The following is a 20,159-nucleotide window of genomic DNA, read 5'->3' as shown; positions in this document are numbered from 1 at the left end:
TCTGGCTAAGCCGGGCCCAGCCAGGCAGTGGCGATGGTGTTGAGCGCCGAATCCTCGCTGGACGGGTGGAATTGCCCGGCCAAGACGTCGCGGTAAAGCCTGGCTAGTTCGCTGCCGGTGAAATAACTGGCCCCACCGCCGACCTTGATCGCCAGATCGACCACCTCACGGGCCGCTTCAGTGGAACGGATCTTGAGCCCTACCAGGCTGGCGAACCACTGTGCACCGCGGTCCACCCGCTGGTCGATGTCCCGGGCCACTGCGGCGAGTTGTGGGTAGATGCCGTCCATCAGCAGCGCTGCCCGGGCGACTCGCTGCCGCACCAGCGGATCGCTGGCCAGTACGGCGTCGTTCTTCTGGGAATGACGCCGTTGGGCTGCAAGTACCGCAAGTTGCACAGCGCGCTCCCCTATTCCGGCATAGACCGAGGCGATCAGGGTTTCGAAGCAAGCGAAAATCGCAAAGATCAATGGATCCCTATTCGGGCCGACCGGAAGCTTGCGGAAGATCCGTTCGGCAGGAACCAGCACGCCTTCCAGCAGCGTGGTATTGGACTGGCTGGCTCGCATACCGAGGGTGTCCCAGTCGTTGAACACCTGGTACCCGGAGCTCCTCCGGTCGATGAAGCCGTGCACCAGCTGCGGCTCGGCGGAACTGGCATCCTTGCCGAAGACGCCGAGCCTTGTCCAAGCGGGCGAGAGCGAGGTGAAGATCTTCCGGCCGGTAAAACGGTAACCACCATCCCCAGCGGGTTCTGCGAGTGTCGTGGAATCGAAGAGCACCGAATCATTGCCCGCTTCCGAGTTACCGAAGGCGAAGATCTCACCCGCCGCGGCCTCGTCGAGTACGAAGTGCAGCGAAGCATCCCCGCGTTCCAGGAGCAATCTGGCGACGCCGGTCCAGACCAGATGCATATTGATCGCCAGCGCGGTGGCCGGGGCAGCGGTGGCCAGTCTGCGCTGTGCAGCCGAAGCCAGCTCCAGACCACTATCAGTCCGGCAGAACAGTTTCAGATAACCGAGTTCCTGGAGTTCCTGCAAGTCTTCGGTGAAGAAGCGGTTCTCGGCGTCGTACTCGGCTGCCCTCCGCCGAAATCTTTCCAGCAGTTCATCGCTCAGCAGTTCAGCGGCCAACTGAGCCGTGCTACGCCGCTGATCCGGATCCTTCGGCTCCGACATCAGTAGGTGCTCAGCAATCTGTCGAGCACCCGCACTCCGAATTTCAGCGAGTCCACCGGCACTCGCTCATCCACGCCGTGGAACATTCCGGTGAAGTCCAGATCATTCGGCAGTTGCAGAGGTGCGAACCCGTAGCCGGTGATGCCCAGCCGGCTCAGCGCTTTATTATCGGTTCCGCCGGAGAGCGTATACGGCAGTACTTTGGCTCCCGGGTCCTCGCTGTGCAGCGCGTCGATCATGGCATCGATCAGATTCCCGGCGAAGGGTACCTCCAGATCGACGTCCTGGTGCGCGTAGCTGACCTCGATGCCCTCCCCGGCCAGCTCACGGACGATCTCCAGCACCTGTTCCTGCTGCCCCGGCAGGGTACGCGCATCGATGAGCGCTTCGGCGGTCCCCGGAATCACATTGTGTTTATAGCCACTGCGCAGCACGGTGGGGTTGGTGGTGTTCTGCAGTGTGGCTCCCACGAACCTGGCGACCGTTCCGAGTTCTTTGAGGATCTCCTCGGGATTGTTCGGATCGAATTCGACGCCGGTGAGCTCAGTCACGCCGTCGAGGAATTGCCGGGTCGTCTTGGTCAGTTCGATGGGCCACTCATACTGCCCGATCCGGGTCACCGCCGCTGCCAAGCGGGTGACCGCGTTATCGGTGTTGATCTGCGAGCCGTGGCCCGCCCGGCCATGGGCCAGCAAGCGCAGCCAGGACAGGCCTTTCTCGGCGGTTTGCAGCAAATAAGCCCGCTGGCCGCCGATCTCGGTGGAGTATCCGCCGACCTCGCTGATCGCTTCGGTTGCCCCAGCGAAGAGCTCCGGTTTATGGTTCACCGCCCAATGCGAGCCATAGGTGCCACCGGCTTCCTCATCGGCGAAAAACGCGAAGATCAGATCCCGCTCCGGCACCCGGCCCTCGCGAGCCATCGAGCGCAGCACCGAGAGGATCATGGCGTCCATATCCTTCATGTCTACCGCGCCGCGACCCCAGATCAGGCCGTCTTTCTGCTCGGCCGCAAAAGGATCCACCGACCAGTCTTCCTTTTGGGCTGGAACGACGTCCAGATGGCCGTGCACCACGAGGGCGCCTTTGGCGGGATCCTTGCCCGGCATTCTGGCTATCAGGGAGGTACGGCCGGGTAACGACTCGAAGATCGTCGTCTCTAATCCGACTTCTTCGATCAGCGCGGCAGTGTACTCAGCGGCGAGCCGCTCTCCCGGGCCGGTGTTATCGCCGTAGTTGGAGGTGTCGATTTGGATCAACTCCCGGCAGATCCGTACCACTTCATCCTGAGCCTTGGGATGTTCCACGAGTCACGCTCCAATCACCGTCAACATTGGGTATCTCTCCACCCTACCGCCGAGCGGATTCAAGTTTTCACCCAGAATCGTGTTACAGTTTTTCTCGCTGCTTTCATGACTTTTTGATACGCCGAAGGGCAATCTGAAGTCCACGGAAGTCCACCTGCGCGGGTGGCGGAATGGCAGACGCGCTAGCTTGAGGTGCTAGTCCTGGAAACGGGGTGGGGGTTCAAGTCCCCCTCCGCGCACGTTTGAAGAACAGCCCCTCATCTGACCTTTCGGCCGGATGAGGGGCTGTTTTTGTGGTCTTGGCTGGAAGCAGATTCAGGCTTGGGCTTCGGTGGTATCACGTCCGGCATAAGCGGCTCGAAGCTCATTGAAGGCCTCATTGTCCCAGCCGGCCGGCTGACCCGAGAGCGCCGGTATCAGGCGATCCAGGGAGTGATGCAACCCGAGAAGGTCGCCGCGTTCAAGAGCCAGGTCCAGATCTGGAACAAAGTAGGTAGCCAGCAGCCGGGTTCCTCGTTCGGTAGCTTCTAACTCCCAGCGCATCCATGAGCCGGGGCCAGTGTGGGTGTGTTCAAGCAGCGTCGGCACTTCTAGACGCACGATGGTGAACTCCATGCTCGGGAAGTCCGCGTCTGGCCAAGCGAAGACTATTTTGCCGCCTTCGCGGAGATCGACGGTGATATCCGCCGCCATCGGCGGCCACCAGTCAGCGAGACGATCAGGCTCAGTAATTGCCGCCCAGACGTCCTCCAGCGAGAAGGCGAGTAAACGATCGAAGCGAACGATGCCGCCGTCGGCGGTGCGCTCGATACTGCCAAGGCTACTGGGGTTCATAGCTTTACTCCTTTGGTGGGTGATTGTTCTCGACCGGAGTCGCGGTGCGCTCCAGATGACGTTCCAGAGCATCGAGTCGCTGAGACCACTCCTGCCGATACGGTTCGAGCCAGGCATCCAATTCTTTGAGGGGCTCTGCTTGCAAGCTGTAAAGTCGTCGCTGCGCAGCTACCCGAACTTTAACCAGGCCTGCCTCACGTAGCACCTTGAGATGCCGCGAGACGCCAGGTTGATGCATACCGACGATCTCGACCAGGTCACTGACTGAGCGTTCGCCGCCCCGAACAGCATCGAGGATACGCCGTCGAGTTGGCTCGGCGATCGCTTCCAGAACCACTGTTGATGTCATGACTTAAATATACATATCTTCATATATATGGGCAAGCGTATTAACAAATTTCCTTATTGGATCATCGTCCAAGGGCGCGTCAGGTAGAACTCAGCGCAGCCCGGATCGCATCCACACCGACCCACAGTTCCGAGTAGCTAGTGGAAAGCGGTGAAAGACCCAGCCGGATGCCGTTCGGGTTGCGGAAGTCCGGAATGATGCCCTGTTCCCACAGCTCAGCGGTGACCTGCTTGAAACTGGGGTGATCTACGGTGATATGCCCACCCCGCTGACCGGACTGCCGGGGAGAGGCCAGCTGTACACCGAGAGGGGCCAGCACGCCGTCGTAAAGCTCGATGGCGTATTCAGTGAGCGCCACCGACTTCGCCCGCACAGCGTCAATGCCGACCGACTCGATCAACGCAATCATCTCCCGCAGCGCAAGCATGCCCAGCATCGGCGGAGTGCCCGAGGTGAAGGCGCGGATTCCCTGAGCGGGCTGGTACTGCTCCCCCATCGCAAATGGCTCTTCGCTGCCCAACCAACCCTGGATGGGCTGACGCAATTCCTCTTGCAAGCCGGCCCTGACATAGCCGAAGGCCGGGGACCCCGGACCGCCATTCAGGTATTTGTAAGTGCAGCCGACAGCCAGATCAACACCCCAGGCATCGAGTTCAGTGGGCACTACGCCCACCGAGTGGCAAAGATCCCAGAGGATCAGGGCGCCCGCCCGATGCGCTATCTCGGTCAGCGCTGCAACATCCGCCAGATAACCAGAACGATAGGCGACGTGGCTGAGCAGCACGAGGGCAGTCTGCTCATTGACTACCTCGGCCAGCTCCTCGGCGGTCACCCCGCCGTCATAAGCCGGTTTGATCCAGCGCAACTCCAGACCGCACTCCGCGGCAATGCCCTGCATGATGAAACGATCGGTGGGGAAGTTATCGGTATCGAGGACGACTTGCCGACGACCGGGTTTTGCTGCAACCGCCGCACGGCAGAGTTTATAGAGCAGCACCGTAGTGGAGTCAGCAATGCTGAGCTGCCCCGGGGCGGCGCCGAGCATGCTGCGGCCCAGATCGTCACCGATCCGGGCTGGCATCTGCAACCATCCCTCATCCCAGCCCCGGATCAGTCGCCCGGCCCACTGCTCAGCGATGAAATCCCTGATCCGATCGGCGCTGGCTTGCAGCGGCCGGCCCAGCGAGTTCCCATCCAAATAGGCGACGACGGCGGGATCGTCACTGCCGATGAAGGCGTCCCGATACTGCTGCAAGGGGTCCCGCAGATCGCGGTTCTGGGCTTGGTCGAAACTCAGGGAGGTGGCTGTGGGGTTTACGCTCATGAGCCCAGCATATTTCAGCAGAGCCACGTTCAGAGCAGAGCGCCGCAGCCGCTCACATCAAGCTCTCAGCACTTTCCCCTTTCGGAAGGGCCTCAAGGTCACAGCCCAAGGAAAGCTTAGGAGAGCGCTTCCACCGTGCCGGAGAAATGCGGCTTCCCGTTCCGCGGGTTCCAGCCCTGGTAGCTGACCTGACCCTCGACTTCGTCGAAACGCACCGCAACGGCGCCGGGAATGAAGGTCGGAGTGGCGAACCGTGCTTCCCAGCGGAAGGCCTCGGTCGCCGCGGGCAAAGCACCGGTGAGAGCCTTGGAAGCAAGGTACATGCCGTGGGCTATCGCCCGGTTCATGCCCAGTGCCTTGGCGGTCAGCCCGCTCATGTGGATCGGGTTGACGTCCCCGGAGACCGCCGCATAGCGCCGTCCGATGTTGCCGGGCAGCGACCAGAGCGCATTGGCGTCGGGGGCCTGGAACGTCGGTCGTTCCGGCTCGTCGAGAGGCAACAGCCCAGCGATCCTGATTCCACGTGATAAATAAGTTGAAACGGAGTGCCAGAGAACTTCCCCGCTCTGCTCGGAGCTCAGCTCAGCGACGATCTCCACCTGGGTGCCCGCCCGGTGCTGCGCCGGGTTCTGCGACCAGACTCGAACCGCCAGGGTCTCCGCCGGATCGATCCGACGATAGTGCTGCACGCTATTGGCCAGATGAACTGAGCCGATCAGGGGCAGCGGGAAGCTGTCATCTGACATCAGGGCGATCGATGTCGGGAAGGCCATAGTGTGCACAAAGCCCGACGGCAGTTCATCCCGGTCGCTACCGTGCATCAGGCGATTGAAATCCCTTAGCTTCCGCCGATCCGCCCGCAAACCGTTCAGCCGGTATTCCAGCGCCGGGAAGCTGCGCGCCCGCTTCAGCAGACCTACCGCGCCAAGCGCTGTGGAACCTCCGGCTTTCGCGTAGAGCTTCCCGAGCGAAGGCGGCTCCTGGAGTGTGACGATGCGCCGGGGCTGCGAAGCCTCCGCCCTGGTCACTGCCCCACCATATTCTGCCCGCAGACCCGCAGCACATTGCCAGTGATACCACCCGCCGCCTCGCTCGCCAGGAAGGCAATAGTCTCGGCGACGTCCTCCGGGCGACCTCCTTGCAGCAGGGAGTTCAAGCGCCGAGCCACTTCACGGGTGGCGAACGGAATCTTCGCGGTCATATCGGTTTCGATGAACCCCGGGGCCACCGCGTTGATGGTTCCGCCGTGTTCAGCGAGCAGCCGAGCGCTGGAGCGCACCATGCCGATCACTCCGGCTTTCGAGGCGGCGTAATTGGTTTGCCCGCGGTTTCCGGCGATGCCGCTCGTCGAGGCCACCGAAACAATATGCGGCCGCTCTCCGAGGAAGACCTTCGAAGCCAGCAGGGCCTGATTGATCCGGAGCTGCGCGGCGATATTGACCGCGATTACCGAGTCCCAGCGCCCCTGGTCCATATTGGCCAGCAGCTTGTCGCGGGTGATGCCTGCGTTATGCACTACGATGTCGAGCTTTCCGTAGCGCTCCTCAGCATGAGCCAGAATGCGCTCACCGGCGTCTTCCCTGGTGATATCCAGTTGCAGCGCGGTGCCATGGACTTCATTGGCCACCCCGGCCAAGTGATCTCCGGCCTGCGGCACGTCGACCACGATGAGCTGCGCCCCGTCACGCGCCAGCGTCCTGGCGATCGCTGCCCCGATCCCCCGAGCGGCCCCGGTCACCACAGCAACCTTGCCGGCGAGCGGGTGTGCCCAATCCGCGGGCTGGGCTCCGCCCTCAGAGGTCACCGTGAGGAACTGTCCATCGACAAAGGCGGAACGCCCGGAGAGGAAGAACCGCAGTGCGCCCAGAGCGCTAGGTGCTGTGGTGGAAACTCCCTCTGCGAGCACTATCCCGTTGCCAGTAGCACCGGCTCGAAGTTCCTTTGCCAGCGAGCGGAGGATGCCATCGACGCCGTGCCGCGCAGCGGCGACCGCCGGTTCCTGATCAGCCGCAGCAGGCCGGGAAACGGTCACCACTCGACCGTTGGAGGACAAATCGCGAAGTGAGCTTCCCGCCGTCCGCAACGGCTCGGAGAGCTCGGTGGGATCTGCTAGCTCATCGAGCACCAGGATGATCGCACCGAGCTTCTGCTTCGGGGTGGCAACCCGGCGAACATCCAGCTTCCAGTCCAGGAGTGCACTGGCCAGTTGCTCAGCGCCCTCGGTCGAGCCGAGCACCAGGACAGGGCCGCTGATCAAAGGCTGGGCCGGATCGAAGCGACGGAGCACAGCGGGCTGCGGCAGGCCGAGGTTCTTCGCCAGATCCTTGCCGAAACCGTGGGAGACGAACTGGGTATACTTATCCGCTTTGATGCTTCTGCTGAGATTGGCCATCTTAGTTAACTCCCTCACCATCGGGGACATAAGCTTCGAGAATAGCCACGACGCCCTGGCCACCGGCGGCACAGACTGAGATCAGGCCACGAGCTGGCCTGCCGTCCACCGAGCCCTTTTCGTGCAGCATCTTCGCCAGGCTGGCGACGATCCGGCCGCCGGTCGCCGCGAAGGGGTGCCCCGCTGCCAGCGACGAGCCATTCACATTCAGTTTGCTGCGGTCGATCGAGCCGAAGGCGCCGTCCAGGCCCAGCCGCTCCCGGCCGAATTTCTCGTCCTCCCAGGCGGCCAGGGTGCTCAGCACGGTTCCAGCAAAAGCCTCGTGGATCTCGAAGAAATCAAAGTCTGCCAAGCTCAGGCCGTTGCGGGCCAGCAGACGCGGGACCGCAAAGGCCGGAGCCATCAGCAGGCCGTCCTTACCGTGTACGAAGTCAACAGCACCTGCTTCGCCGTCGACCACACTGGCCAGAATCGGCAGGTCCTTGGACTGCGCCCATTCCACCGATCCGAGCAGTACTGAAGAGGCCCCGTCGGTCAGCGGAGTCGAGTTGCCCGCCGTCATCGTCGCCTCGGCGCCAAGACGCTTGCCGAAGACCGGCTTGAGCTTGGCCAGCTTCTCCAAGCTGGTGTCGGCGCGCAGATTAGAATCCTTACTCAGTCCCTTATAGGAAGTGAGCAGATCGTCGAAGAAGCCCCGATTGTAGGCGGCAGCGAGTTTCTTGTGGCTGGCCAGGGCGAGTTCATCCTGTGCCTGCCGGGTGATTTTCCACTGCGCGGTGGTGATCGCCTGGTGCTCACCCATCGATAGCCCGGTACGCGGCTCCCCGGTGCTGGGGGCATTCGGCGAAAGGTCTTTGGGCCGGAGCTTGCTGATGATTTGCACCCGCTGGCCGAGGGTTTTGGCGCGGCTCAGATCCAGCAGCGCGGTGCGCAGTCCTTCGCTGACCGCGATGGGGGCATCCGAGGCGGAATCCACTCCACCGGCAATCGCGGAGTCGATGCGGCCGAGTTTGATCTTGTCAGCCAGTCCGAGCACCGCTTCCAGCCCGGTGGCACAGGCCATCTGCAAATCATAGGCGGGAGTTTCCGCTGACAGCGCCGAGCCGAGCACGGCTTCGCGGGCCAGGTTGAAGTCACGGGAGTGCTTGAGGACGGCGCCAGCGGCCACCTCGCCGATCCGCTCGTCTTGCAGACCAAAGCGGGCCACCAAACCGTCGAGGGCCGCGGTCAGCATGGAGAGGTTCGAGGCGTAGGTGTAGGCACCGCCGCTGCGCGCGAAGGGAATCCGATTTCCGCCGATCACCACAGCCTGCCGCAGCTGCTGTTTAGCCTCGGCCGTGCCCGCCGCGGCAGTCGCCGTCTTAGCTTGCGCGGTGGCACTCGCAGGGTTTCGGCTGGATCTATTCTGGGTGGCCATGGGGACTCCTGGTGAGACGGTGTTTGAGACATTGACCGCAAAGCTCAGTGCCTCAGCGAATAAAGGTGATTACTGATACCTAGCGTACCTGATACGCTGGGTATCGTGAACACCGCTCCCCTGATCACTGAGCAGCCCGTCGACGGCCGGTCGGCCCGCTGGGCCAGTCACCGTGAACAGCGCCGGATTGAGTTGATCAAAGCCGCCCGACGGGCCGTCCATCGACTGGGCCCAGACGCCTCAATGGACGACATCGCAGCCGCTGCGGGAACCTCGAAATCGGTGTTCTACCGTTATTTTGGTGATAAAGCGGGCCTACAGCAGGCGGTGGGTGAACTGGCGATCGGCCAGATGCAGACCGCGGTGCTCTCCGCCGCTAAGACCGCTCGCAGCCCGCAGCAAGGACTGCAAAACATGGTCTCCGCCTATTTGCATATGGCTCAGACCTCTCCGAATGTTTATGTTTTCGTGACGCAGAACCCGGTTGGCCCGCAGGCTGCTGATCCCTCGGGATCGTCGGTGCTGGCTCACCTCGATCCTCCTCGGCTCAAGCAACTCGACGGCGCACTGACCGAGAACGCACTGGGCGGCTTCTTCGACGCCATCATCCAGATGGTGAGCGCACCGATGCAGGAATTACTCGCCGGCGATCCGGCGACTGCACCGCTGGCACGCTACTGGCCCACTGCGGCCATCGGCCTGGTCCGGGCGGCGGGCGAACTCTGGCTGAACAGCCCACCGACCGGACCGATGGCCCGGCCGGACGCCGAAGAAATGTCCCGGCAGATCACCAGCTGGCTTTTCCAAGGCATAAATTCTCAACTCCCTCCACAAGAATCAAGCAGAATGAAGGACTCCGATGACTGAAACCCATGCCGAGACCTCCGGCGTTCAGGGCCAGCCGGCTCAGCTCGACCGGATCGACACAGCAGAACTCGGCGAGTTGCTTTTGGGCCAGTGGTCCAGCGTTCGCAAGCTCGCTCGAGAACTGGCAGTGCAGCCAGATGTACACAAGATCGAAGGGCTGACTCACTTCGAGCACCGGGAGCGGGCTTTCAACCAGCTCAAGCTGCTGGTCGACGTCAAAGCCGTGCACCGGGCCTTCCCGAAGCGGCTCGGCGGCGAAGAGGATCACGGTGGCAATATCGCGGGCTTCGAGGAACTGGTCACCGCCGATCCTTCCTTGCAGATCAAAGCGGGTGTGCAGTGGGGCCTATTCGGTGCTGCGGTGCTGCACTTGGGCAGCCAGGAGCATCAGGACAAGTGGCTGCCGGGCATTATGAGCATGGAGATTCCGGGCTCTTTCGCGATGACCGAGACCGGGCACGGCTCCGATGTGGCATCGATCGCCACCACCGCCACCTATGACGAGGCCACCGATGAATTCGTCATTCACACCCCCTTCCGGGCAGCTTGGAAGGACTACATCGGCAATGCCGCCACCGATGGCCTGGCCGCCGTGGTCTTCGCGCAGCTGATCACCAAGGGCGTCAACCACGGGGTGCACGCTTTCTACGTGCAACTGCGCGACCCGCAGACCCACGAGTTCATGCCCGGCGTGGGCGGCGAGGACGACGGCATCAAGGGCGGCTTGAACGGCATCGACAACGGCCGGTTGCACTTCAACCAGGTCCGGGTGCCGCGCACCAATCTGCTCAACCGCTACGGCAATGTCGACGAGGAAGGCAACTACAGCTCCCCTATCGCGAGCCCGGGACGCCGTTTCTTCACCATGATCGGCACCTTGGTGCAGGGCCGGGTCTCCCTCGACGGGGCCGCCGTCGCCGCTTCCAAGGTGGCGCTCAAGATCGCCATCCAGTATGCCTCCGAGCGCCGCCAGTTCAACGCCAGCTCGGACACCGAGGAAGAGGTGCTGCTCGACTACCAGCGGCACCAGCGCCGTCTGTTCAGCCGGCTGGCCACCACCTATGCGGCGAGCTTCGCGCACGAACAGCTGCTGAAGAAGTTCGACGACGTTTTCTCCGGAACACACGACACCGACGAGGACCGGCAGGACCTGGAGACCCTGGCGGCCGCTTTGAAGTCGCTCTCCACTTGGCACGCCCTGGACACCTTGCAGGAAGCCCGTGAGGCTTGCGGTGGTTCCGGCTTCCTGATCGAGAACCGCTTCGCCTCGCTGCGCGCCGACCTCGATATCTACGCCACCTTCGAGGGCGATAACACCATCCTGCTGCAGTTGGTGGCCAAGCGGCTGCTGGCTGACTACGCCAAGGAGTTCCGCAACGTGGACTTCGGCGTGCTGGCCCGTTTTGCCGCCAACCAGGCGGCCGACGTCGCGGTCAATAAGACCGGTCTACGTCAGGTGGCGCAGTTCGTCGCCGATACCGGCAGTGCGCAGCGCTCCGCCATCGCTTTGAAGGACGAGGAGAGCCAGCGCGCCCTGCTGAGCGAACGCGTTCAGGCCATGGTCGCCGAGGTCGGCAATGCGCTCAAAGACGCTGCCCGGCTGCCCCAGGCCAAGGCCGCCGCGATCTTCAACGAGCACCAGGACGAGCTGATCGAAGCCGCCCGAGCGCACGCCGAGCTGTTGCAGTGGGAGGCCTTCACCGAGGGGCTAGCCAAGGTCTCCGATCCGAAGACCAAGCAGGTGCTGACCTGGGTGCGTGACCTGTTCGGCCTTGGGCTCATCGAAAAGCACCTCGCCTGGTACCTGATGAACGGCCGGCTCTCCATGCAGCGGGCTCGCACCGTGGGCGATTATATCAACCGCTTGCTGACCAAGATCCGGCCGCATGCCCTGGAACTGGTCGATGTCTTCGGCTACACCCAGGATCATCTGCGCGCGCCGATCTCCTCCGGCGCGGAGAAGATCCGCCAGGACGAGGCAGCCGATTACTTCCGCAAACAGCGAGCTTCCGGCTCCGCTCCGGTGGACGAGAAGATCCTCTTGCTCAAGCAGAAACAGGCAGCTAAGAAGGGCTAACGTCGCGATCTGAGCAGCATCGAGGGTCCCGGCCAGGGAGTGGCTTCGGGCACCGCGGAGCGGGCGGGGCCGGGTGCCCGATGCGGCCTCACAACCTCACTCGGCCCCACTGAATCAAGCATTCAGTGGGGCCCGCTGAGTATGGCCCAGTGAATCCCGGTTTCAGTGGGGTCTGGTGCCAGGGGTTGCGGGGAGGCCCCGGTTCGGATTACAGCACGCTCTGGTAGACCTCGATGGTCTGCTGGCCGATGGCGTCCCAGGAGAAGTACTGCTCGGCCCGGGCTCGGCCCGCCGCACCCATCCGCTGAGCTCTCGCGGGGTCGGTGACGACGGTGGTCAGCGCCTCGGCGAAGTCCCGGACGAACTTCTCCTGATCCAGCGGCGTCCCGGTACCGTCACTGAGCTGCTCCAGCGGCACCAGCAGACCGGTCACGCCGTCGTCCACCACCTCTGGAATGCCACCGGTCGCGCTGGCCACCACTGCGGTGCCGCAGGCCATCGCCTCCAGATTCACGATGCCGAGCGGCTCGTAGATCGATGGGCAGGCGAAGACCGTGGCGTGAGAGAGCAGCTGCCGCAGCTCGGCGCGCGGCAGCATCCGTTCGATCACCACGACGCCCTCGGCACCTCGCTGCTCGCGCAGTCGCTCGATCAGCTGATTGACCTCCGCGCCCAGCTCGGGGGTGTCCGCGGCTCCGGCGCAGAGCACCAGCTGCACCTCAGCGGGGAGCAGGCTAGCGGCCCGCAAGAGATAAGGCACCCCCTTCTGCCGGGTGATCCTGCCAACCCAGAGCACCGAAGGACGGCTCGGATCAACCCCGAGTCCGCGCACCACTTCGGTGGTTTCGGCGTCGTCGGTGGCGGGCTGCCATTGAGTCACGTCGATGCCGTTGTGCACCACTTTGACCTTCGCCGGATCGACCGCTGGGTAACAGCGCAGAATATCGGCCCGCATCCCGGCGGAGACCGCGATGATCGCCGCAGCAGCCTGATAGGAGGTCTTCTCCGCCCAGGAGGAGAGCGCATAGCCACCGCCGAGTTGCTCGGCTTTCCAGGGCCGCAACGGTTCGAGCGAGTGCGCGCTCAGCACGTGCGGGATGCCGTGCAACAGCGAGGCCAAGTGACCAGCCATATTGGCGTACCAGGTGTGCGAGTGCACCAGATCTGCCCCGGCGATGTCCGGAACAATGCGTAGATCCAGGCCCAGAGTCTGCAGCGCAGCGTTCGCCTGCGCCAGATCGGAGGGCGGCTGATACGAGGAAACCTTGGCTCCGAAGTAGTCCTCGGGCCGCGGCGCACCGAAGGCCCGGACGCGCAGATCGAGCTGCGGAGCGAGCACTCTGGAGAGCTCGGCGACGTGCACTCCAGCGCCGCCGTAGATCTCGGGCGGGAATTCTTTGGTCACAATATCGATGCGCATGCTCATACGGTAGTGCTTCCTCTGGTTCGTGTTCTACTGTGAAGGTGTTCGACGTTGAACTCATAGCCCCAGTTCTGGGGAAAGGCGTGGTGAGAGCAGTATGGCGGTAACGAAAGTTCTGGCGATTGTGCTGGCGGGCGGCGAGGGTAACCGGCTCATGCCGTTGACCACCGACCGAGCCAAACCCGCGGTACCTTTTGCCGGTGGCTATCGGCTGATTGACTTCGCGCTCTCGAATCTGGTGAACTCCGGTTATCGGCAGATCGTGGTGCTCACCCAGTACAAATCCCACTCCCTGGACCGGCATATCTCCGAGACCTGGCGAATGTCGAACCTGCTGGGAAACTACGTCGCCTCGGTTCCCGCGCAGCAGCGGGTGGGTAAGAGCTGGTTCCTGGGCAGCGCCAATGCGATCTACCAGTCCCTCAACCTGATCCACGACGCCCAGCCAGACTATGTTGTGGTGGTCGGCGCAGATCACGTCTACCGGATGGATTTCTCACAGATGGTTCAGGCGCATATCGCCTCCGGTCTGGCGGTCACGGTGGCCGGGGTGCGGCAGCCGCTTGAGTTCGCGCCGTCCTTCGGGGTCATTGAAAGCGATCCTTCGGACGCCGGGAAGATCAAGGCTTTCGTAGAAAAGCCCGCCACCACTCCGGGCCTGGAGGAGGATCCCACCCAATTCCTGGCGTCGATGGGCAATTATGTCTTCACCACCGCTGATCTACTCGCGGCTCTGGACCACGACGCCGAGCAGCTCGACACCAAGCACGATATGGGTGGCGACATCATCCCCTACTTCGTGGAACGCGGCGAGGCAGGGGTCTACGACTTCAATCACAATGACATCCCCGGCGCGACGGACCGGGACCGCTACTACTGGCGTGACGTGGGCACCCTGGATTCGTATTTCGACGCGCAGATGGACCTGATCTCACCGCTGCCAGTCTTCAACCTCTACAATCTCGAATGGCCGATCTACACCCGGCAGTCCATCTCTCCGCCGGCCAAGCTGGTGCGCGGCGAGTCCTCCCCCGGTACCGCCGAGGATTCCATTGTGTCCAACGGTGTGGTGATCTCCGGCGGTACAGTGACCGGCAGCGTGCTGGGGCACGATGTGTATATCGCCGAGGGCGCGGTGGTGGAGGATTCGGTGCTGATGGACAAGGTGACCATCGGCCCCGGTGCCGTGGTGCGCAAGGCCATTCTGGATAAGAACGTGCGCGTTCCCGCCGGGGCGACCATCGGCGTCGATCCGGTGCAGGACGCCGCCCAGGGTTTCCGGGTGACCGAGTCCGGGATCACTGTGCTCTCCAAGGGGCAGGTCGTTCCGGTTCCCGTCGTTCCAGTTACTGAGCCGAAGCCGAAGGAGACTGCTGCCGTAACGGCGGCAGCTGGCTCTCGAGCGGTGCCGGACGCCGTGGCCGAGGGCGGGAGTGCGGGGACGACGTCGTCAGCGTCTAAAGTTGATGGGTGAGCACTACAGAGTCATTCAGCAGTCCTGAAGAAGCGGAGCAAGCCGAGGCTGAGGCCCAAGCCGAGCAAGCCCAGGCTGAACAGCTGAGCGCCGAGGAGATCGAGACCGCGCTCAAGGTGCTCGGCAGGGTGCACCTGCTGGACGAGGAGGACCCCCGGTACGTTGCGGTGCGCCGGGCCACCGGCAAGATGTTCAAAGCGGTCAAACGCTATCGCCGGGTAGTGAAGCGCGACGCCGTGGCCGAGGCCGACCGCGCGGTGATCGCGCTGACCGCGACGGCGGCTCCGGACCGGATCGACGACGAGACGCGCGGCAATAAGCTCTCCTCCTCGGTGAGCGGCGAGATCGCCGGGGTGCTGCAACGGCCCAGGCCCTGTTATATCTGCAAGCAGCCCTACACCCAGGTGGACGCGTTTTACCATCAGCTCTGCCCGGAGTGCGCGGCGTTCAACCACTCGAAGCGGGATGCCCGCACCGATCTGAGCGGCAAGCGGGCGCTGCTCACCGGGGGCCGGGCCAAGATCGGCATGTACATCGCACTCCGGCTGCTGCGAGACGGCGCACACACCACCATCACCACGAGGTTTCCGAGTGACGCCGCCCGGCGCTTCGCGGCGATGGAAGACTCCGCGGAGTGGCTGCACCGACTGCAGATCGTCGGCATCGACCTGCGTGATCCCTCTCAGGTGATCGCCCTGACCGACTCTCTTTCGTCCGAGCCCTTGGATATTCTGATCAATAATGCCGCGCAGACCGTGCGGCGCTCCCCCGGCGCGTACCAGCCGCTGGCCGACGCCGAGAACGCTCCGCTGCCCGCTGAGCTGAGCGAGGCGCAGGGCGGCCCCCGGCTGCTCACCTTCGGGCACGCTCACGATAAGCACCCGCTTGCGCTGGCCTCTTCGCTCGGTGAGCATCCGGTGCTGGCCACCGATGCTCTCACCTCTTTGGCACTGACCTCGCAGGCGTTGGCTAATCAGGCGTTGACCGATCAGGCCTTGCAGAGCGGTTCGGCTTCGCTGGAGCGGCATCTCGCGGGCACCGCGATCGACGCCGGCGGGCTGGTGCCGGATCTGGGGAACCTCAACTCCTGGACTCAAGTAGTGGAGCAGGTCGATCCGCTGGAGATGCTGGAAGTGCAGCTGTGCAATGTCACGGCTCCGTTCCTGCTGGTGTCCAGGCTGCGGCCAGCGATGCGGCGTTCCGCCGCGCGGCGTAAGTACATTGTGAATGTTTCGGCGATGGAAGGGCAGTTCTCCCGGGCCTATAAGGGGCCGGGGCACCCGCACACCAATATGGCGAAGGCCTCGCTCAATATGATGACCAGGACCTCAGCCGGCGAGATGCTGGAGAGCGACGGGATTCTGATGACGGCGGTGGACACCGGCTGGATCACCGATGAGCGGCCTTACGAGACCAAGATCCGGCTGGCAGAAGAAGGCTTCCACGCACCCCTGGACCTAGTGGACGGCGCGGCCAGGGTCTACGACCCGATCGTGATGGGCGAAGCCGGGGTGGATCTCTACGGGAGCTTTTTGAAGGACTATAAGGTGAGTGCTTGGTGAAGTGTTGTGGCCAGACTGAAGTTCTCAACGAACCAGCAGCTCGCCGGTAGCTCAAAATATTCGCTGTGGTTCAGCTAACCAGCCGAAGGCGAAGCAGTAAAAATCAAAAGAGTTCATAATTCGATAAATTGAGGTAAGAAAATTTTCCCTCTTCATCGGTCAGAGAAACTACGTCATCATCAATCAGATAGGACGAAACCACTACACTTCCCAACTCAATTCTCGACGCCTCCTCTCCTTTACAAACTAATCTGACTGAAGTTTCGCAAATTAGCAACCATCCAGATTCATGGGGAAAAAATATAATGATATCTTCATCAATAATGACTTCAATATGAACTACCTCTGAGGAGCAGATCAATATCAATTTCCTGGCTGTCCAGAGAAAAAGAACGGATCCAGATATGCCGAAGGGAGGATCCCGCCAAGAGTAATCTTCCGTCTCCCACAACTCTCCGCCATCTACTTGGACAGCTATCTTCATCGAGAGCTGTTCGGAGATTTCGGATGAAGAGATAAGGAAACGCCGACCCTCAATCAGCGTTTGGGTTTGCAATTTTCGAACACCCTCTCAAGGCAAAATCAAAAATCCACAAAAAATTATCCTTCACAATTAAATTTGCATGAAAATTATACAAGATTTATTCCTAGTTATTCTTCTAGAAAGCTCATGAAATAGATGCAAGCATCATTCTCGTTTTGGAATATTTTTTCCCCAGATCTACAGCCTCTTTCGGAGTAGTATACCGCCCAAGTCGATCTTCGATCTTCTAAAACGAACTTCTCGCTCGGTGTACCACCATCGACAGAATATAGATTTTCTGACACAAGGTTTTTATCGAGAATCTTTGACAAAAATTCAACATCCAACTGGAGACATCCAATCCAAGTATGTTATTAGATAACAAATTATATAATTCACTTATAGGATTCCAATAAATTTTCCAACTGTGACACCGGATCTTAGATCGACAGAAAATTCATGTGATCCATCGCTCTCAGGATCAGAGGTCCCTAAAATATTCCACCCAGATATACCGCTAACCTTAAATCCATCTATTGAAAGCCGCGGAGTCCTCCATATGAACCCATCGGGACCTACTCCAGTTATTGTCCACTGAGACCCTAAGAGCAAAATATTTTCCTTTTCCTCAAAATGCATCCAAACAATACCTCCATCAGAGTCAATCTCCCGGTAAGTCGCAGGATCCGTAGCATTGATGAGAAAAATTACCCCTTGCTGAATTATACAAAATATATTTTCTTCCGAGAAGCCGAATATTCCAGTAACGACTCCGGCAATCAGTGGCGATGAAGTCCCGATTTCTCCGAGCCATGACTGACCGTCACCAAAATTCACCTCTATTACCTCCCTTCGCTTAATAAATCTCTTCTCCTCAAAAAAGTAGTCAATTTTACGATTTGGGAATTCTTCTGAATATTCAACCTTGAAGAAATTATTGGAATGAACTTTACTGTTCTATTTCTTCATCACCTCTCCGGACGGAAGAATCTGTGTGTCATTAGCTACGTATTTCCATTCAAAGTCGGCCTGGTAAATATTTCATATATACCATTTTCTTCCATCTAGTGAACGCATCAAGCTCTAGTCCTACCTTCACACGATCAACCAGGGCCGACAGCTCGCCTGCAGTCAGCTCGCATCGTTGAAGTGCATCCAACTCCGGCCCCAAGGCCAAGAGCGGGCCACGGGCGCTTAGGCGGTCGTTGTAGACGCTCATGACAGAAGCCTGTCCTTGACGTGGACGATAGTTCTGTCCGATATGACCGTCGTCTTGGTGTAGCCGATGGTGGTTCCCGAAACTTTGGCGAGTCCCCGTACGAAAGGAGCTTTGGAGATTTCAACTTGCTGCAGTTGAGAGAAAGAATGTGCTCCGTTTTTAGATGTTTGCGCCCCAGCAACTACTTCTACTGCTAAGAATCCAGAACCTTTGATATTTCCTTTGACCAAGAGTTAAATTTCTCTATAAAATTCTTAATTAAATTCGCTCTAATCTCACACATTCGACGTATCTTCGTATCGAAGATACGTCCATCTCTCATCTACGCTGGTCATCCTATCTTCAGATATAGGGATCACTTTTGTACTGAATGAAACAGAAACAGAGGCATCAAAATCTGCTATACATTCAGTTTCCGAAATCGAAACTAGTTCTAATTCATCTAGCGTCGGAGCGGATTCATAAATGAACAGTGCTTTGATATTTTTGGCTCTATATTAACAGAAACACCACGAAGTGTCGGAGTCACCGCCTCCAATAAAGCGCATTGAATTGAGAGAAGCACTCTGACTCTAAAATCCATATTTTCCTCGCTCATCGTAAAGGCTTCCCTGGCACAATATGGAAACTGCCGTCTATCCTATAGTGAACTATCCCCACAGTCGTGGAAAAAGGACCCGCTTTCATCATCAAGGCCATGATCTGCCTCATCACCGCCGAAGTCCACTGACACTCAAGTTCTAGCGAGGAAAGTCCAACACACGCCATCAGTCGGGGAAATCTGCCGCTGAGCCCGCACGTCACACGAAGAACCCACCACGGTGTCGTTGCCAACCAATGCCTCAAGTTCGCTCAGATGCCGCTCATGTCGCCCTCATCTTCATCGGTGAACTCGGGATCGAAGGAGGCAAAGTCTGTCATCCTCAAATTCGCCCACTGCCCAGTAACGCTCTGGCAAGGCAGTCGATTCGAGAGCTGCACGAGCCTCGACGATCATCAGCTGGTCTTCGTTAGTCATATGTATAGCACCATATGAATGCCTGAACTGTATTTTCACCAATACAAGGATATGAGTCGCGAAATTCCTCAGCAGCCTGTTTACCCATCGACTGTAAATCAACAGCTGTAAGGTTCGCCTCGGAAGAATAGAACTCATCTTCAAGACGCCGACCTCCGAAAGCAACGTTGAGGCGATGCTGACACCTATGCGTCTACAAGTGCCGACTCACTTCGCTCCGGCCACTTCGTTCTTCCCCAACCAGTCCAAAGAACAACTGCAGCGGTTATGACATCGGAATCCACCTCATCTCCTCCAAAGCACAGCGGAAAATCCTGTATTGGGATTAATCGACGTTGCATTGGGATTAACCATTAGTGCTGGAAGCTCCAATCTATACCAAACGCTTCAAATAAATGCACTGTCTCTTTGAAAAATTCTTGCGTCAAAGTATTTGAAAGAACTCTAGCCTTACAGATTTGGGGTCCGTTCATGCCTAAGATAGACCCATTCGTTACCAATACTTATTATTCGATCTTTCGATGCGGGAATAACTTTAATATCGAAAGAAATAGAAACAGATTCATCAAAATCTGCAACAATTTGTGTTTCAGAAAAAGAAATCAACTCTAATTCATCCAATGTCGGAGTTGCTTCATAGATAAAAAGAGCTGTAATTTTTTTTAACCCGATTCCTACAGACACGCCTCGAAGACCCGGAGTTACTGCGTCCAATAGGGCACGCTGCATGAATAGAAGTACACTGATTCTAAATTCTTTTATTTCTTCATTCACCGTACTGGCCTCCCGGGCACAATATGAAAAGTGCCATCTATCCTATAGATGAACTATACCGACGGTCGTTGGCAAAAGTTCTCCATCTTTATCAGAAAAACTTCCAATCTTAAATCCAAAATCTATCCGTTCTCTAAAACCGGGCTGACCTCTAAGAGCGTTACCAACTGAGTTTCCGGAACCCAAATAATCAGCTAATTTTTCTGGATTTTCAGTAATTATTCCTTTACCCAAACCATAATTTGGGTGGCCAGGAAAATGCTTAGCCTGTTGTCCCCAATGCACCATTGCGGGTAAGCCTGGTCCGTTGGCGGCTTGTTGTGCTCCGTTCTTGGCAGCTTGGATTTTAGCAGCTTGGAGGCTGGCGGCTTGTTGTTCCTCGGCTCCGGCAATCTTTCCGCCGGCATTGCCCCAAGCACCACCA

General features: G+C 59.5%; 17 protein-coding genes and 1 tRNA gene. 5 read left to right on the top strand and 13 right to left on the bottom strand.

The window, feature by feature from the left end:
* Positions 1 to 5: 5 nt before the first annotated feature.
* Together ABDK06_RS00090 and ABDK06_RS00085 are read right to left on the bottom strand one after the other, a co-directional pair.
* Entirely contained in the window at positions 6 to 1,178 is a 1,173-nt protein-coding gene (locus tag ABDK06_RS00090; RefSeq protein ID WP_394937654.1) for an acyl-CoA dehydrogenase family protein, read from the bottom strand.
* On the bottom strand, positions 1,178 to 2,482 hold the full coding sequence (locus tag ABDK06_RS00085; RefSeq protein WP_394937652.1) for a M20/M25/M40 family metallo-hydrolase: 1,305 nt from the start codon (positions 2,480 to 2,482) through the stop codon (positions 1,178 to 1,180). The genes ABDK06_RS00090 and ABDK06_RS00085 overlap by 1 nt, the downstream gene beginning before the upstream one ends.
* 156 nt (positions 2,483 to 2,638) lie before the next feature.
* On the opposite strand from ABDK06_RS00085, the gene ABDK06_RS00080 reads away from it, so the two are divergent.
* A tRNA-Leu gene (locus tag ABDK06_RS00080) sits at positions 2,639 to 2,721 on the top strand.
* Between the two features lie 76 nt (positions 2,722 to 2,797).
* Here ABDK06_RS00080 and ABDK06_RS00075 read toward each other — a convergent pair.
* From ABDK06_RS00075 to ABDK06_RS00050, 6 genes are all read right to left on the bottom strand, one after another.
* Entirely contained in the window at positions 2,798 to 3,316 is a 519-nt protein-coding gene (locus ABDK06_RS00075) for an SRPBCC family protein (RefSeq protein WP_394937650.1), read from the bottom strand.
* 4 nt (positions 3,317 to 3,320) lie between these two features.
* A complete protein-coding gene (locus ABDK06_RS00070) occupies positions 3,321 to 3,665 on the bottom strand; it encodes an ArsR/SmtB family transcription factor (RefSeq protein WP_394937648.1) in 345 nt (114 codons plus the stop codon).
* Positions 3,666 to 3,744: 79 nt separating this feature from the next.
* On the bottom strand, positions 3,745 to 4,989 hold the full coding sequence (gene kynU / locus ABDK06_RS00065) for a kynureninase (protein WP_394937646.1): 1,245 nt from the start codon (positions 4,987 to 4,989) through the stop codon (positions 3,745 to 3,747).
* A gap of 116 nt (positions 4,990 to 5,105) precedes the next feature.
* Entirely contained in the window at positions 5,106 to 6,017 is a 912-nt protein-coding gene (locus ABDK06_RS00060) for a MaoC family dehydratase (RefSeq protein ID WP_394937644.1), read from the bottom strand.
* A complete protein-coding gene (locus ABDK06_RS00055; protein ID WP_394937642.1) occupies positions 6,014 to 7,381 on the bottom strand; it encodes a 3-oxoacyl-ACP reductase in 1,368 nt (455 codons plus the stop codon). The genes ABDK06_RS00060 and ABDK06_RS00055 overlap by 4 nt, the downstream gene beginning before the upstream one ends.
* A gap of 1 nt (position 7,382) precedes the next feature.
* Positions 7,383 to 8,798, bottom strand: a complete 1,416-nt coding sequence (locus ABDK06_RS00050) for an acetyl-CoA C-acetyltransferase (RefSeq protein WP_394937640.1) — start codon at positions 8,796 to 8,798, stop codon at positions 7,383 to 7,385.
* 105 nt (positions 8,799 to 8,903) lie between these two features.
* Between ABDK06_RS00050 and ABDK06_RS00045 the strand changes: the two genes are divergently transcribed.
* Both ABDK06_RS00045 and ABDK06_RS00040 read left to right on the top strand, forming a co-directional pair.
* Positions 8,904 to 9,665, top strand: a complete 762-nt coding sequence (locus ABDK06_RS00045) for a TetR/AcrR family transcriptional regulator (RefSeq protein ID WP_394937638.1) — start codon at positions 8,904 to 8,906, stop codon at positions 9,663 to 9,665.
* Positions 9,658 to 11,742 (top strand): acyl-CoA dehydrogenase family protein, encoded by a 2,085-nt coding sequence (locus tag ABDK06_RS00040; protein WP_394937636.1) that lies wholly within the window; start codon positions 9,658 to 9,660, stop codon positions 11,740 to 11,742. Before ABDK06_RS00045 ends, ABDK06_RS00040 begins: the two co-directional genes overlap by 8 nt.
* 208 nt (positions 11,743 to 11,950) lie before the next feature.
* On the opposite strand, the gene glgA is transcribed toward ABDK06_RS00040, so the two are convergent.
* Positions 11,951 to 13,162 carry a glycogen synthase gene (gene glgA, locus ABDK06_RS00035; protein ID WP_394937634.1) on the bottom strand — a complete coding sequence of 404 codons (1,212 nt, stop codon included), beginning with the start codon at positions 13,160 to 13,162 and terminating at the stop codon, positions 11,951 to 11,953.
* Positions 13,163 to 13,262: 100 nt separating this feature from the next.
* On the opposite strand from glgA, the gene glgC reads away from it, so the two are divergent.
* Both glgC and ABDK06_RS00025 read left to right on the top strand, forming a co-directional pair.
* Positions 13,263 to 14,639 carry a glucose-1-phosphate adenylyltransferase gene (glgC, locus tag ABDK06_RS00030; RefSeq protein WP_394937632.1) on the top strand — a complete coding sequence of 459 codons (1,377 nt, stop codon included), beginning with the start codon at positions 13,263 to 13,265 and terminating at the stop codon, positions 14,637 to 14,639.
* An 83-nt stretch (positions 14,640 to 14,722) separates the two neighbouring features.
* A complete protein-coding gene (locus ABDK06_RS00025) occupies positions 14,723 to 16,201 on the top strand; it encodes an SDR family NAD(P)-dependent oxidoreductase (RefSeq protein ID WP_394940759.1) in 1,479 nt (492 codons plus the stop codon).
* A gap of 103 nt (positions 16,202 to 16,304) precedes the next feature.
* Here ABDK06_RS00025 and ABDK06_RS00020 read toward each other — a convergent pair whose 3' ends face one another.
* From ABDK06_RS00020 to ABDK06_RS00005, 4 genes are all read right to left on the bottom strand, one after another.
* Entirely contained in the window at positions 16,305 to 16,685 is a 381-nt protein-coding gene (locus ABDK06_RS00020; protein WP_394937630.1) for a hypothetical protein, read from the bottom strand.
* A 438-nt stretch (positions 16,686 to 17,123) separates the two neighbouring features.
* Entirely contained in the window at positions 17,124 to 17,561 is a 438-nt protein-coding gene (locus ABDK06_RS00015) for a hypothetical protein (RefSeq protein WP_394937628.1), read from the bottom strand.
* Positions 17,562 to 19,411: 1,850 nt separating this feature from the next.
* On the bottom strand, positions 19,412 to 19,735 hold the full coding sequence (locus ABDK06_RS00010) for a hypothetical protein (protein WP_394937626.1): 324 nt from the start codon (positions 19,733 to 19,735) through the stop codon (positions 19,412 to 19,414).
* Positions 19,736 to 19,777: 42 nt separating this feature from the next.
* A partial coding sequence (locus ABDK06_RS00005) for a polymorphic toxin type 50 domain-containing protein (protein ID WP_394937624.1) occupies positions 19,778 to 20,159 on the bottom strand: 382 nt, incomplete at its 5' end.

This window comes from Psychromicrobium ferritrahens (assembly GCF_043789415.1).
Lineage (GTDB): Bacteria > Actinomycetota > Actinomycetes > Actinomycetales > Micrococcaceae > Renibacterium.
The sequence above is the reverse complement of the archived record's forward strand: the minus strand, read 5'-3'. Positions and strand labels throughout refer to the sequence as shown.

Bases quoted from the DNA above. Each gene is read 5' to 3' on its own strand.
- ABDK06_RS00090 (WP_394937654.1), bottom strand. From the start codon at position 1,178: ATGTCGGAGCCGAAGGATCCGGATCAGCGGCGTAGCACGGCTCAGTTG.
- ABDK06_RS00075 (WP_394937650.1), bottom strand. From the start codon at position 3,316: ATGAACCCCAGTAGCCTTGGCAGTATCGAGCGCACCGCCGACGGCGGC.
- ABDK06_RS00070 (WP_394937648.1), bottom strand. From the start codon at position 3,665: ATGACATCAACAGTGGTTCTGGAAGCGATCGCCGAGCCAACTCGACGG.
- kynU (WP_394937646.1), bottom strand. From the start codon at position 4,989: ATGAGCGTAAACCCCACAGCCACCTCCCTGAGTTTCGACCAAGCCCAG.
- ABDK06_RS00055 (WP_394937642.1), bottom strand. From the start codon at position 7,381: ATGGCCAATCTCAGCAGAAGCATCAAAGCGGATAAGTATACCCAGTTC.
- ABDK06_RS00050 (WP_394937640.1), bottom strand. From the start codon at position 8,798: ATGGCCACCCAGAATAGATCCAGCCGAAACCCTGCGAGTGCCACCGCG.
- ABDK06_RS00040 (WP_394937636.1), top strand. From the start codon at position 9,658: ATGACTGAAACCCATGCCGAGACCTCCGGCGTTCAGGGCCAGCCGGCT.
- glgA (WP_394937634.1), bottom strand. From the start codon at position 13,162: ATGCGCATCGATATTGTGACCAAAGAATTCCCGCCCGAGATCTACGGC.
- glgC (WP_394937632.1), top strand. From the start codon at position 13,263: ATGGCGGTAACGAAAGTTCTGGCGATTGTGCTGGCGGGCGGCGAGGGT.
- ABDK06_RS00020 (WP_394937630.1), bottom strand. From the start codon at position 16,685: ATGAAGATAGCTGTCCAAGTAGATGGCGGAGAGTTGTGGGAGACGGAA.